Raw genomic sequence first — 14,117 nt, 5'->3', positions numbered from 1 at the left:
GGTTTTTGAAGCAGGTCGAGCCGTTCGTGATCGGCATTCATAATTTTGCAGCGATACCTTCGTATTCACTCGCACATCGTTCGCGGTGCCGGGCCGCGGAACCCTAACGGAGAGCCTGTCCCCCCGTGTGTTTGAAGGTGACCACCACTGCCCGTCTCCGGCCACTTCCGTTGGTGCCCGAGCGACACTTTTTTGACGTAAGGGAGTTGATTTTTGGCAACTCCGATAAAGACTATAAACTTCTCGAGCCGTTAGACGTATATATAGTATCTCGGCACGGCGCCCGAGCGCGTGATCGCGAACGATCACAGGTATATTACGCAGTCAACAACGACACGTATTTGAATATACCTAATCCAATGTTCGCAACGCGACAGCGAAGCGATTATCGATCGGCCAAGGGCGCAAGTTCTTGTCGCACTTGCTCGATGAACGTCGTCGGCCTGTCGATGGGACCGATTGGGACGTAACTGCGCATCCATTTGAGCGCGCTCAAGGTGTCCGAAAAGGCCATCGCCTGCACCTTGCGGGAGAGCAAGAGAGCCATGCCTGACAAAACACCCCGGGTAATGGCAGCGCGGAACCCCTCACCTTCAATCACCACGCCCGTGCACTTCAAGTGAGCGCCGTGGGACATGACCATCTCCGCCGACGCCCGTCGCAAAGCATCATCCGGAGGTTTGGTCGACGGCTCGATCACACACAAGAACCCTACCCCATCGGGATGACTGCGCACGACGTGCTCCAGGCCGGCCCGCTGCAAGTCGAACGTGGGCTGTGTTACGGCGTCCCGCCAGATTACCACACACAAGCGACCGAATTGTGCGACGGCCATTCCACTGGTTCGATGCAGAATTTGCACCCCAGTGGCTGGCTTTTGAAAGGCGTCTGCCATGTCGCACCCTGTTCAGCGAGAGAGAATACTCCGCTGCTTATTAGAGCATTGTTCTCGTGCCGTCAGAGGAAATGATGACAGCCTATGCTCCGTCGCACCTTCTCCCGCTCGTCGAACGCCGGATCGGCAAGACTGCCCGGGCCGGTCTGATGATGCAGACCGCCGACGACACGGAGTACTTCGGTCGGCAGGTTCAGATCGGTGGTCAGGTCCTCCTCAACTTCGGTGGATGCAGCTACCTCGGGCTGGAACAACGCCCTGAATTGAACGATGCCGCGGTCCGTGCGATTCGTCGCTACGGAACGCAATTTTCGTATTCGCGGGCGTACTTGCAGTCGGCGCTGTATCTGCAGCTCGAGAGCGCTCTCGAAGCGATGACCGGTGGTTTTCCGCTCGTCGCGCCGTCCACTACGCTCGCGCATATGGCCGCTCTGCCGGTCCTCGTTCAACCCGAGGACGCTGTTCTCGTGGACGTGTTTACCCATGCCAGCGTGAAGATGGCGACGTGCTTGCTCGATGGCATGCCGGTGGCGACCGTGCCTCATTTTGACATCGATCGACTCGATCAAAAGCTCGCAAGGCTCGCCTGCAAACATCGACGAGTCTGGCTGCTTCTCGACGGACTGTATTCGATGTATGGGGACTTCGCTCCGGTTTCGGACTTGGCGGCTCTGATGGAGAAGTATCCAGCTCTCCATCTTTACGTCGATGATGCGCACTCCACCTCGTGGTTCGGCAAGCACGGCCGGGGATGGATATTGGAACAGTTTTCCGATCGACGCCGCGTCATCGTCGCTCTTTCATTGAACAAAGCGTTTGCCGCCGGCGGTGGCGCCATCGTTTTTCCAAGCGCGGAGATGCGGACCAGCGTACGTCTTTGCGGCGGGCCCATGCTGTTCTCCGGCCCCGTCCCGCCGCCCATGCTCGGTGCGGCCGTCGCATCCGCAGACCTTCACTTACGCTCCGACTTTTCGGATCTTCAGACGCAGCTGACCGATCGTATCGATTTGGTCTTGTCGCTCGCACGCCAACTCGACATTCGATTCGTCGCCGAAGACCGAAGTCCGATGTTCTTCGTTCCCTGCGGAGAGCTGGAAGCGATGTTTCACTTTGCGCAAGGACTTCGCTCACGCGGCATTTATACCTGCCCTGGTGGATTTCCAGCCGTGCCGAAGGGTCAGGAGGGTATCCGATTCACCGTGTCAATCAATAATACCGAGATGGACATTCGGCATCTGATGGAAAGCATCGCCATCGAGCGAAAGGCATTGAACGATCGCGCTAGAGAAACACCGAGCAAGCGGCTCAAAGATCCGCCTTCTGCTCGCGCAGCTGCTTACGCGCGTGCTCGATGAAGTCCGCACCACGGTCGACATTTGGAATGGTCAGGTAGCTGCGCATCCATTCGAGGGAGGTTTTGACACGCGATGAGGCGGTGGCCGGTGGCAAGCGTGGGAGCAACAGCCCCATTCCAATGAGCACGCTGCGGGTCATGGCAGCCCAAAATCCGTCGGTTCCCAACACGATGGAAACGCACTTTATCTTGTTTTCGTGTGAGGCCAGCATCTCCGCCGAAGCTCTCCGCAAAGCGTTGTCGGGGGGTTTGGTCCCCGCTTCGATGATGCACATGAATCCCGCTCCCGCGGGATGACTCCTCACGACTTCGGCGAGGCCGTCGCTCTGTTCGGCGAACTTCTCGCGTGTAACTCCCTCCCGCCACACGACGAACGAGACGCATCCCCAATGTCCAACCGCAATGCCATTCGCACAATGGAATAGTCGCCCTGAGCGATCGCTCGCCAGGTCTTCACCCATTGAAGAGGCGCCTTGCACCATGGGCGGCGTCTGGGAACGAGGCGCTCCGGCGCGCATCGTTGGCATGTGGCTCGTTCGGTCGCGACGGGGCGCTTCGGTCGGCGGAAGGCTTGGGAGGATCTGCTCCGTTTTGAACGCTCTGGCGGGATCCACGTCGGTATCGGGGGGCTCCTGCTGGTGAGGCCGGAGCGTCGGTTGGTTTCGCAAATCGTTGCTGCGCGGGGACAGTTCGTCGACGATGTCGGCGCGGATGCGGGAGACGGCGGTGCTGAAGGGGGCGCCGGCAACGGCTTCGAAGGCCTCGGGCAGCGCGGTGCGCATTTCGCGGGCGGAAAGCCAGCGGTCCTCGGGGTTGAAGGCCAGCGCCTTGTCGACGAAGTGCACGAGCGCGGGGGCCGCCTCCGGAAGAAGCTCTCGAAGCGAACGGGCGGTTCGCGTAGCGGCGGCCACCAGTAGGGCCTCGGCGCTTTCGGCCGTGTGAACGAACTGCCCCGTGAGGAGCGCGAAGAGGGTCGCCCCTACGGCCCAGCAGTCGCTATGCGAACCGACGCGGCGGCGCTCGCCCATGGCCTGCTCGGGGGGCATGAAGGTCGGGGTTCCGACCATGCGACCGGTCATGCTCACCGTGGCATCGGCATTGAGCCGGCGTGCAATGCCAAAGTCGAGCACGCGAACGTGGCCGGCCGTCGTGACGAACAGGTTGTCCGGCTTGATGTCCCGATGGACGATGCCCTGGGCGTGCGCCGCAGCCAGCACGTCGAGCACATCGGCCATGAGAACGAGCGCTTCGTCCAAGGGCAGGCGCCTGTCAGCGCGCTCCCAGCGGGAGCGGAGGCTCTCGCCCTCGAGCAGGGGCATGATGAGGAACGGGCACCCACTCTCGTCCACGTCGTCATCCAGCACCGGCACCACGCCGTGGTGGCCCACTTGGTTGGCAACGTAGGCCTCGCGGCTGAACAACTGGCTTATTTCGGGATCGTCCGCGTAGCGATCGAGCAGAAACTTGATGGCCACCCGGTGGCCGTTGCGATGGACCGCCGAATACACAGCGGCCGTGCCGCCCATGCCGAGCATCCGGTCGATGCGGTATTTATTTTGAACCGTGGCGCCGATGCGCGCGAGGACGCGCGCGGGAATCGGAGCTTGCAAGTTCGACGCGCCCATCGCCCCCCTTTTGCCGAGGCCCTCGCATGATGAGGGGGGCGATCCTCCGCGTCAAGCGGATGTCCGATCAACCCAGATCGGGTCCGCTGTGCAGCTCGATTTGAGAGCCGGCGCCGTGGAGCTCGAGGAGCACGAGATCGTTGCGACCCGCTTTCCACAATGGCGCGGGCGCATACAGACGGCGTTGCGGGCCGCGGTCCCAGTAGCGGCCGAGCAAAAAGCCATTGAGCCAGACCATGCCTTTTTGCCAATTCGGGAAAGCGAGAAAGCCGTCGGCGGTGCTCGGGATGGTCAGGCTCGCGCGGTAGAACGTGGGGCCGGTGAAGCTCGCGGGCACGGCGCCGAACTGCAGGACATCGAGGTTGTCGAGGGGCAGCGGCCAAATGTCCCAGCCGAACAGAGCATGCTGCCCGTGGAGCAGCACGTTGCCGTTGATCCCCTTCGGATCGCGGTTGTTCGGGCCGAAGTTGATGCGCCCGTGGCAGTCCACCAAAAGATCGAGCTGGCTCGACTCGCCGGCAACGGCAATGTCGGGGCCCACGCTCGGCGTGTTGCGATCCAACCGGCCCACGAACTTGCCATCCAAATAGGCGAGCGCCCAATCGGCGAGCCCCTGGATGGTCAACTTGCCCTTGGCCCGCGGTCCTTGAATGCGGGTTCGATATTGGATCAAGCCGTACGCCTGCCCGAGCTGCTCCATCGGCACCGGCGCACCACGATGCACGGCGTGGCCGAGTCGGTCGAGCGACCCGAACAGGGTGGTCGCGCTGCGCATCGTGGCCGTTTGGGGCGCGAGGCGCGGGGGAAGATCCGGCAGCGGATCGGTGGGCAGCGGAGCGTATTTGCCAATCACCGCGCGCAGCTTGGTGAACTTCTCCGTGAGCTCGCCCGCCTCCCCGATGGGTGAATCGTAATCGTAACTGGTAATCGTCGACTGATAATGAGGCCCGTAATTGGCGCCGGCCCAGAATCCGAAGTTGGTACTACCCGCAGCCATGTACAGATTCACCGAGGCCCCCATGGCCAGCATCTTGTCGACGTTCGCGGCCGTCTCCGCGGGGTCGGTCCGATTGTGGTTGTCCCCCCAGTGATCGAACCACCCATCCCAGTACTCCGTGCACCAGAGAGGGCCATTCGGCTGGAATTTCCGTAGCGCGTCGAAGTCGCCCGTCGGGTCGCCGCTGAAGTTCGCGGTGGCGAGCACGCCGGGCAGATTCCCTCCGCGCAGCATCCAGTCGGCGGTCCCGTTGGAACAGAAGAGAAGGCTGTCGATGCCATTCCGGCGAAGCACGCCCTCGATGTGTTTCAGATGCGCCTGATCGTTGCCGAAGCTACCGTATTCATTTTCGATCTGGACCGCGATGATCGGACCGCCCGCACTCCACTGCAAGGGCGCGAGGCGTGGAATCAACTTATCGAACCATTGGTCCAGGGCCCTTTCGTATTCCGGATCGCTACACCGATATTGAATCTTCGAATTCGCCAGCAGCCAAGCCGGCAGACCGCCGAAGTCCCACTCGGCACAGATGTACGGCCCCGGGCGCACCACCACCTTGAGGCCCAGCGAGCCGGCCAGGCGGATGAAGCGTCCCAAATCACGCCATCCGCTGAAGTCGGCCTCGCTGGGTGTGGGCTGGTGAAAATTCCACGCGACGTACGTCTCGATGGTGTTGAGCCCCATCGCGCGCAGGCGCTGCAGTCGATCGAGCCATTGATCGGGGTGAATCCGAAAATAGTGAATCGCCCCGGAGATGATTCGAAATCGCTCCCCGTCGAGGAGAAAATGGTCTCCCTCGACGGTCAGCCCCGTGCGGCGCGCATTCTGGCCGACGGGGCCCGCCAAGGCCGTTCGCTCCGTCAATGCCGCGGGCGCATCGCCGCACGAGATCGCGCTTCCCGACGCTGCCACAGTGCAACCTGCTGCTGCCGTACGAAGAAATTCTCGTCGATCCATGAGGTCACCTTCGCAATGTTTTCGTTTTCTTTCGTTTGCTTGCGCGGGAGCGTACACCAAGCCGTGTTCGCTTGCTCGATCAAAGTGGCTTTCTTGCGCAGGTCGGGACAAGCTAACGGGAGAATGCCGCGCGTGAATCGGTGGAAGAGCATGCTCGGGGTCGCCTTCGTGGCCCTGCCGATTCTTCCGCGGACGGCACCGCAGCAGCAGAAGCCGGTCGAGGCGGCTCGCGTGGACGGCGAGTTCTGCCCGCAGATCGAGCAACACTGCCGTCGTTGGTTGCCCAACACGGACGAGGTCAAAAGCCCCGAGCCGCTACGCTGCGCGGAGTTTGCCCCGAGCGTGTGCAAGACGAAGACGCGGCACATGTCCTTCTATATGGATCGTTACGAATACCCAGGCCGCGCCGGCGAGTTGCCCATGGTGGACGTGAGCTGGCCGAAGGCCGCGAAGCTCTGCGAGAGCCGGGGCAAACGCCTCTGCACCGCGGAGGAATGGATGCTCGCCTGCGAGGGAGACAAGCTCCTGCCCTACCCTTACGGGCTCACGAGGGATGCGTCGGCGTGCCACATCGATGCACCGCTTCGTCCGCCGGGAAGCCCGAAGGGCCGATCGGCGCCCGCGCATTGGCTCACCCCGATCGATCAGCGCGAGCCCTCGGGATCGCGGCCACGTTGCCAAAGTCCGTTCGGCGTCTTCGACATGACGGGCAACGTCGACGAATGGGTCGACGGGCGCGCATCCGGGCATGCGTCCTCGTCGATGGGTGGCTATTGGGGTCCGGTGCGTAACCGATGTCGCGTCGTGACCCGCGCGCACGACGAGCATTTCTCCTTTTATCAAACTGGCTTCCGCTGCTGCCGCGACGCCGATTGAGCCGGCCGAACGGACGAGACCGTTCGCCGCTCTTCTCGCCTCTTCCATTGTTGGGCTTTTCGTTTTTTCGAGAAACCCAACTGTAAGACGGGTACGAGAATCGCGTTCGGGTAGGTGCAGTTGATGTAGAAGGACTGCCAAGAAAGACCTGACCGGAGATCCTCCCATGACTCTTTTCACGCGTTCGTTCTCGATGCTGGCCAAAATCGGTTTCGCTGCCACCACGCTCGCACTCTCGGTGGGAGCGGGCGGCTGTGCAAACAACAGCGAAGGCGCCGGTGCCGCATCGCCTTCCTCGCCGCCGTCCATTCTGGTCGTCGGCCATTCCGAGACGCACGCCAAACCGGATATCGCGTACATCAATCTTGGGGTCGAGGAGCGCGCTCCGACGGTCACCGAAGCGATGCAGCGCAATTCGGCTCAAATGACCCAGCTCGTGGCCGCGCTGAAGCGCGTTGGGATCGCCGAAAAGGATATTCAAACGAGCAACTTCAATGTTCGTTTCGAGCGCGAATTGAATATACCGCCGCAGCCCTACGTCGGCGGCGCCGGCGTGCCGGAAATTGCGCCTCCCGCGCCCGCACCGGCCCCGGGCAAGCCGGGCGCCGCGCCCAAAGGACCGAAAACGTTGCCCGCCCCCACGACGGCCGCGAAGAGCATTCCCCCGTCACCGCCGGCGAAGACCGGCCCCGCGGGGTTCTACCTGGTGAGCAACAACGTCCAGATCGTCGTTCGCGACGTCACGAAAGTTGGCAACGTGATCGATTCGGCCGCGGGAGCGGGGTCGAACAACATTTGGGGCATCAACTTCGAGCTCGAGAAGAAGGACGCCGTCGAGGCCGATCTCCGCCAGAAGGCCGTTGCCGACGCCCGGACCCGCGCCGAAGCGCTTGCCAAGTTGAGCGGCGTCGAAGTCGGCTCCATCGTTTCCGTGAGCGAGGTCGTTTCCGGCCGCGACATGCCGCCCCCCATGCCGTACGCCGCCGCCAAGGCCGAGTCCTCGGTCAATACGCCGGTCGAAGCCGGCGAGATGACCTTCCACGGCCAGATTCAGGTCGTCTACGCGATCAAGAAGTAGCGGTCACGGAAAGAGCCGCTCGAGCGGAACCACCGCATCGGGAAACGCCAAGGGAGCCAAAATCGCTCCTTTGGCGACGCGCTCGACCCGTGCATACCGGCCATCCAGGGGCGCCCCGTGCACTTCGACGACACCGTCGCGCAGGTTCACGATCCAGTACTCGTCGACACCGGACTCGGCATAGAGCACCGCCTTGGTGGTCCGATCGTATTCGAGCGAGGAATCGTCGGACACCTCGACGAGGAGAAAGGCACGCTCGGGATGGATGCCGGCGTAGCGGCCAAACGGAACCAGCGCAACGTCCGGCGCAGGCTCCGACTCGTCGTGCGCGATGAACGGCTGCTGCACACGAACCGTCGCCCGATTCAGTAGCGGCGGAACGAAGGCCTCCATGAGGGCCGTCACGCGACTCGCGTGCTGCGGCCCCGTGGGCGTCATCTGCAGGAGCATGCCGCGAATGAGCTCGACACGTTCCCCGCGGAAGAACCCGAGGTCCAGCATTCGATCGTATTCCGCGCGGGCGAACCTTCGCGGCGTGGCATGTTCGAGGATGTACGTCTGCACGCCGTCCTATCTAGCACCGTTTACGTAAGACGCATCGGACGGGGCAATTTGCACCGCTGCGTCTAGGACGCGCGCTTCGAACGGCTCGTTCGCTTCGGTGTGGAACGCGTGCGGCGCGTCGGACGCTTCGCCGTTTTCGGCGCGTGCGTCTTCTGTCCGCGGGCACGCGCGGCGCTGCGCGCTTGCCGAGAGAGTGCCGGCTTCGAAACGGCGCTCTTTCCTTCGCGTTTCAAGGCACGCGTCGTGGCGCGGGAACGAGTGCGCGACGTGGGCGAGGTGCGCTTGGACGTCGCGCGCTTCGGAGTGGCTCGCTTGGCGCTCGCGCGCTTCGGCGCGCTGCTCTTCTTCGTGGTGCGTTTCGGCACCTTCACCCCGGCACGCCGCGCTTTGCTGAGACCGATGGCAATGGCTTGCTTGGCCGAGCGTGCGCCGTGTTTGCCTTCGCGGACGTGTTCGATCTCCTCGTGAACGAACTCACCCGCTTGGGTCGTGGGGGCCTTTCCCTCTCGTTTTGCTTGGCGTGCCTTTGCAATGGTCGATTTTCTCGGCATGGCATTCTCCTTTTCGGTGTCCTCGTCGTCAGAAAGTGCATTCACCATGCCGTGCAGCACTTGACGGGACACATCCGTTCATCAAGATCGCACGCCGGTGCCCTCTTCCGAATCGAACGCGAACAACGAATTGTCGACGAAGCTCGAAACGGCCTTGGTGCGCGAGCTCTTTGCCGTGTGGAAGCAGATCAACGCCTCCTACTTCGGCGACGCACTCGTCGCGCCCACCATCGAGCTGACGCGAACCCAATCCGTTCTCGGGCGTTGGTCGCACGCCACGCGCACGCTCGAGATCTCGCGTCCCTTGCTGCTTTCCCAGCCGTGGGGCATCGTCGTCGAGGTCCTGAAGCACGAGATGGCCCACCAATACGTCTCGGAGGTGCTCGGGGCCTCGGACGAGACGCCGCACGGACCTGCCTTCCGCGAGACGTGCCGCCGCCACGGCATCGATGCAAAGGCCACCGGCATGCCCAAGGCGCCGGACGGCTCGGGGGGCACGGGAAGCTGGGGCGAAACCTTCGCCGATGACCGCGAAGCACGCATCGTCGAGCGGATTGCGCGCCTGCTCGCCCTCGCGGAAAGCCCCAACGTGCACGAGGCGGAGGCCGCGACGCTCGCCGCGCAGCGGCTGATGCTCAAGTACAATCTGGAGTCGCGCGGCGGCATCCCGCGCGATTACGGCTTTCGCCACGTGGGAAAGCCCTCGGGGCGCGTCGGCGAGAGCGATCGCATTCTCGCCATGCTGCTCGGCCGATTCTTCTTCGTCGAGGTGATCTGGGTTCCCGTTTATCGCCCCGCCGAGGGAAAGCGCGGCAGCGTTCTCGAGATTTGCGGCACGCCGTCGAACCTCGCCATCGCCGAGTACGTGCATGCCTTTCTCACGCACACCTCCGAGCGACTCTGGGAGGAGCACCGCCGCAACTACGCCATCCGCAGCAACCGCGACCGGCGCACCTTCCTCTCGGGCGTCATGGCCGGCTTCGCCGACAAGCTCGCCCGCGAGTCGACGGCCCACAAAGAAGAAGGCCTCGTCTGGGTCAAGGACGGTGATCTCCACGGCTACTTCCGGCGACGCCATCCGTACGTGCGCAACGTGCGCTACACCGGCACCCGAAAGAACGAGTCGTTCACCCACGGCCGCGAAGCCGGACGACGCATCGTGTTGCGGCGCGGCGTGGAGGCCGCTCCGTCGTCCTCCTCGTCGAAGCTCTCGGGCCGCGCAGTGGGGCTACTTCCGCCGAAAGCTAGATGAGTTCTCATCCCGGAGCGTCCTCTTCCCATACACGTTCCCGTTCCCGTTCCCGTACACGACCCTTCTTTTCCCGAGGCATTCGGGGACGGGAACGGGAACGTGTACGTGTACGGGAAGAGAAAGGGCTTTTCGGGACGAAAGCTAGATGAGCGGCGATGTAGCGAGATGGAATCCTGCGCGGGCAGCGCCGTTTGATTTTTACGAGGCTCGCGGTGAAGGCGCTGTGGAGGTAGGCTACTGGAACACTTGGCACCGCAAGTCGACTCAACCGAGCTCCCGGAAGGGATGCGCTTACTCGATCGATACACCATCATCGATCGCATCGGCAGTGGCGGTATGGCGTCCATCTATCGCGCGATGGATGAACGTCTCGATCGCGTCGTCTGCGTCAAACTGCTGCGCATCGAGCTGGAAGGCTCCGGAAGCACCAGTGGCCGCAGCGTCTATCAGGCGACGTATTCGCACTTCCTGCAGGAGGCGCTGACCCTCTCGCGCCTGATGCACCCGAACACGCTGCGCATCTACGACTTTGGATACCTCGCGCAAAGCGGCCGGCCCTTTCAAATCAGCGAGTTTCTCGACGGCGGAAATCTCGAGCAGCACGTGCGCTCGCGCGGTGCGTGCGACTCCGAGGAAACCGCGGCGATCCTCGAGCGCATTTGCGGGGCCGTGGGCGAGGCGCACCAGCACAAGATCATCCACCGCGATATCAAGCCCTCGAACATTCTCTTTGCGCGCGTCGGCGACTACCTCATGCCGAAACTCGCCGACTTCGGCATTGCCCACTCGAACGTGGTGAAACGGGCCAAGCTCGGACGCACCGCGGACAATGGCGGGCAAGATCTGGTGCCCGGCGGCTTCGAGGACGAGACGAACGACCAAGTGAGCGCGGTCACATTGTTTTCCCCGCGCTGGGCCTCGCCCGAGCAGCTCGCCGGCTCGCCGCAGGGACCCGAGACGGATATTTACGCCCTGGGTCTCGTCGCCGTGTACATGCTCGCAGGACGTCCCATTTTCGAGGGCAATGATGTCCGCGGGACGTTCGCCGATCGCATCCGTGGTGACGATCTGGTGACCCGCTTGCTGGGGCAAATGGAGTTCTCCGACGCCACCCGCAAGGCACTGCTGAAGGCGCTGAGCGCCTTCCCGGAAAAGCGTTACCGGAGCTCGCTCACCTTCTTCGATGCCCTGCGCCGGACGCTCATCGGCGCTCGCCCTGCACGCCCGCCCGCAGCATTTCCCTGGAAAAAGCCGCGCGCGGACATCACGATGTCCGTCGAGTTCGCGGTGCCTGCCATGCAGGAGGTGGCCAATGTTCCGCCCCCCGAGCGCAAAGTCGCGGCCGGGCCTGCCCGCGCGCGCCTCGTGGACGTGGACGAGAAACTCGATTTGACGTTCCCCAGCCCCAAGGGCACCGACGTTCGCTTTCGGGTGTCATTCCTCCCGTCGCAGGGCAATTTTCGTATAAATATCAAAGGGTTAAACTGCTTCATTCGCGCCCCGACGGGGCGGCCTACCCCGGCTATCGCCACGGATTCCGATGGGGCGGCGCACTTCGTTTCGACCGCGTGGGAGGAGCTCGGGACCGTGGCTTGGACATTTGGCCAAGCGGCGTCAGGACCCGAAGGAGGACGAGTCTTTCGTCTAGACGGAGGCGAGATGATGATAGCCTCTTCCCAAGCGACCCAATCGGTGGCCTTGTTCTTGGGCTCCGAGCGGGATGCGATCATCCTGTGCCGAAAGAATTAGGAGATCCTCGTTCGTGAGCCAAAGGAACGCGCCGCCCGTGCCGCCGCAGAAACCCGCGAATCCCGCGCCTTCGGAGTCCAAGCAAGGCGTGGGCGCGGAGCCCGAAGCGGCCGCTCCGGTACCGCCGCGACGTGCGGGCTTCCAAAGGCCGAACACACCCACGACTCCGTTCTCTCCGCAGAACCCGTTGCATCAAGCGTTGATGACTGGCGCGATCGCGCAGAACGCGCCGGTGGCCCCGGGCCCGCGTCCGGCCGCCGGCATGCCCGCCGAGGCTCCGCGTCCGGTCCAACAGACTGTCACTCCCTCGTCATCGGGGGCTTACATCACCACGCCCATGCCGCCCGCATCACCGAACGCCCCCTCCCCGCCCGCCGCGCCGCAGGCCTCTGCAGCGTATGCGCCTGCCGCGCCTGTCACGCCTGTCACGCCTGTCACGCCTGGGTGGGGCAATCCCCGTGAAAGCGGCGTGAAGCCCGAGTGGGGTGCGCCCGAGCAAGGCCCCTCGCCGTTCATGCAACAGCAAGGGCCCGGAGGCGTCGCCTACGCCGCACCCCCAGCACCGATCCCCGCGCCGGCCGCGGGCATCGGCGTGCATGCGCATGCTCCGCAACAATTCCGCGCCGCCCATGCTCACGTCGTTCGCGGGCGCGCGTATGCCTTCGTGCTCGATGCCAATGGCAACCCCATCGAAATTGGGTCGGGCCGCTTCGGCAAAGTGTACTTGGGCGAGGAACGCTGGCTCGATTCGAAAACGGATTTTCGTCGCCAGGTCGTCATCAAGGTTCTGCAAAAGGGCGTCAGTGACGAGGATTTGATGCGCTTCCAGCTCGAGAAAGAACTGCTCGAGCGCGTGCAGGGCCACCCGTCCATCGTCGAGCTTTTCGCGTCCGGCGAGGGCGAAGATCCCGAGTTTCTCCCGGCGAGCATCCGCGACAAGGTGGAGAGCGAATTCGTCATCCTCGAGAAGTTGCAAATGTCGCTCGAGGAGCGCCTCAAAGGCTCACGCTCCAAGGGCGAGCAGGACGATCTTCTCGCCTGCAGCATGAACGAGCGCGTCTTCCGCGTGCTCGATTACATGATTCCCATCGCCAGCGCCGTGGAATTCGCGCACCTGGTGAAGAACATCAGCCACCGGGACATCAAGCCGGCGAACATCCTCATCGGTCTGCCCGATCCGAATTTGCGCGGGTCGACACTCGAGGTACGCCTGGCCGACTTCAACGTGGCCAAGGTGCAGGACGAAGAGCTGAACATCGGGATGACCCGCATGAAGAGCGTGCCCGGCACCCTCTTCTTCCAGAGCCCCGAGCAGGAAACCAACGTGATCGAGCTGTTGGTGAATGTCACCACTGGCTCTCCCGAAGTGGAATACTTCGAAGACTTCTATATTCAAATTGCGAAAAACGACACATTTTCGCTCTTCAACCGCGCCGAGCAATATCCCATTTTGTATGCCGACCGCGCGAAGAAGAAGATCCTCCTGGCGCGCCCCTGGCGGGAGCCCAGCGAGTCGAACGTACGAGCCAAGATTCAAAAGAGCGTTGGCCGGCCGGCGGACATCTATTCGCTCGGTGCGTTGTTCTATTATTTGATATCTGGCGCTTACGCGAATCCGAAAACGCTTTACGACAATTTTCACAAGTTCATCGAATACGAGCGCCCCGACGAGAACAACACCATCGAGGCGTACCTGGCGCACGAATACTCGGTCATCAATTCGATGCGCGCGCCCAAATCCGGCGAAGGCACGGACGTGGCGCCGGCGGACCGGTTCTTTTCGTACAAGCATTACCTCGATGGCAACGGAGAGCTCATCGAGAACAACGTGATGCGCATCATCGCCAAGTGCATGATCCGCAACAAGCCCGATAGCTACTGCCAGGCGCACGATCTGGACACGCGCGGCATCAGCGACTTGGTGCAGGAGCTCATCGATCTTTACACCGTCTTCGGCGTGCACCCGATGGCCAGGCCGCAGAACTTGGCGCGCATGGCGCGGGCCAGCGGCGGGCGTGGTGCACTTTTGCGCTCCCTCGATCGATTCGGCAATCGGCTGCGATGGATGTGGCTCTCGCTGCTCGCAGCCTTCCGAAGCAAGAAGAAGTAGTCATTCTCGAAGCAGTACCGTTCAGTTCAAAGAATTTTTCCCGTACACGTTCCCGTTCCCGTTCCCGTACACGCTCTCGAAAATCGCGAGAAAGATCGGGAACGGGAAC

At 62.8% G+C, this 14,117-nt stretch carries 11 protein-coding genes; 6 read left to right on the top strand and 5 right to left on the bottom strand.

All coding sequences use genetic code 11. The features are described from left to right. Positions 1-385: 385 nt before the first annotated feature. Positions 386-637: a hypothetical protein gene (locus LZC95_20620; protein WXA99214.1), complete on the bottom strand. Its 252-nt coding sequence runs from the start codon at positions 635-637 to the stop codon at positions 386-388. Between the two features lie 329 nt (positions 638-966). Here LZC95_20620 and LZC95_20615 point away from each other — a divergent pair, with 329 nt between their 5' ends. After that, positions 967-2,250 carry an aminotransferase class I/II-fold pyridoxal phosphate-dependent enzyme gene (locus LZC95_20615; GenBank protein ID WXA99213.1) on the top strand — a complete coding sequence of 428 codons (1,284 nt, stop codon included), beginning with the start codon at positions 967-969 and terminating at the stop codon, positions 2,248-2,250. Here the strand turns inward: LZC95_20615 and LZC95_20610 are convergent. Both LZC95_20610 and LZC95_20605 read right to left on the bottom strand, forming a co-directional pair. Next, complete coding sequence (locus LZC95_20610) at positions 2,201-3,874, bottom strand: serine/threonine protein kinase (GenBank protein ID WXA99212.1); 1,674 nt, start codon at positions 3,872-3,874, stop codon at positions 2,201-2,203. The two genes, LZC95_20615 and LZC95_20610, sit on opposite strands and share 50 nt — an antisense overlap. Before the next feature lie 67 nt (positions 3,875-3,941). After that, the gene (locus LZC95_20605; protein ID WXA99211.1) at positions 3,942-5,828 is read right to left on the bottom strand and encodes a beta-galactosidase; all 1,887 of its coding nucleotides are present in this window, start codon (positions 5,826-5,828) and stop codon (positions 3,942-3,944) included. Between the two features lie 132 nt (positions 5,829-5,960). Here LZC95_20605 and LZC95_20600 point away from each other — a divergent pair, with 132 nt between their 5' ends. After that, positions 5,961-6,704: a formylglycine-generating enzyme family protein gene (locus LZC95_20600; GenBank protein ID WXA99210.1), complete on the top strand. Its 744-nt coding sequence runs from the start codon at positions 5,961-5,963 to the stop codon at positions 6,702-6,704. Between the two features lie 166 nt (positions 6,705-6,870). Beyond that, positions 6,871-7,782 (top strand): SIMPL domain-containing protein, encoded by a 912-nt coding sequence (locus LZC95_20595; GenBank protein ID WXA99209.1) that lies wholly within the window; start codon positions 6,871-6,873, stop codon positions 7,780-7,782. Between the two features lie 3 nt (positions 7,783-7,785). On the opposite strand, the gene LZC95_20590 is transcribed toward LZC95_20595, so the two are convergent. Beyond that, positions 7,786-8,346 (bottom strand): Uma2 family endonuclease, encoded by a 561-nt coding sequence (locus tag LZC95_20590; protein ID WXA99208.1) that lies wholly within the window; start codon positions 8,344-8,346, stop codon positions 7,786-7,788. A gap of 62 nt (positions 8,347-8,408) precedes the next feature. Beyond that, entirely contained in the window at positions 8,409-8,897 is a 489-nt protein-coding gene (locus tag LZC95_20585; protein WXA99207.1) for a DUF6496 domain-containing protein, read from the bottom strand. Positions 8,898-8,994: 97 nt separating this feature from the next. On the opposite strand from LZC95_20585, the gene LZC95_20580 reads away from it, so the two are divergent. From LZC95_20580 to LZC95_20570, 3 genes are all read left to right on the top strand, one after another. After that, the gene (locus LZC95_20580; GenBank protein WXA99206.1) at positions 8,995-10,149 is read left to right on the top strand and encodes a DUF2786 domain-containing protein; all 1,155 of its coding nucleotides are present in this window, start codon (positions 8,995-8,997) and stop codon (positions 10,147-10,149) included. Between the two features lie 285 nt (positions 10,150-10,434). Further along, entirely contained in the window at positions 10,435-11,898 is a 1,464-nt protein-coding gene (locus LZC95_20575; GenBank protein WXA99205.1) for a serine/threonine protein kinase, read from the top strand. 13 nt (positions 11,899-11,911) lie between these two features. Further along, positions 11,912-14,008: a protein kinase gene (locus tag LZC95_20570; protein WXA99204.1), complete on the top strand. Its 2,097-nt coding sequence runs from the start codon at positions 11,912-11,914 to the stop codon at positions 14,006-14,008. Positions 14,009-14,117: the final 109 nt, after the last annotated feature.

The organism is Sorangiineae bacterium MSr12523 (assembly GCA_037157775.1).
Lineage (GTDB): Bacteria > Myxococcota_A > Polyangia > Polyangiales > Polyangiaceae > Pendulispora > Pendulispora brunnea.
Note: the sequence above shows the minus strand (reverse complement) of the source record. Positions and strands in the feature narration are given on the sequence as shown.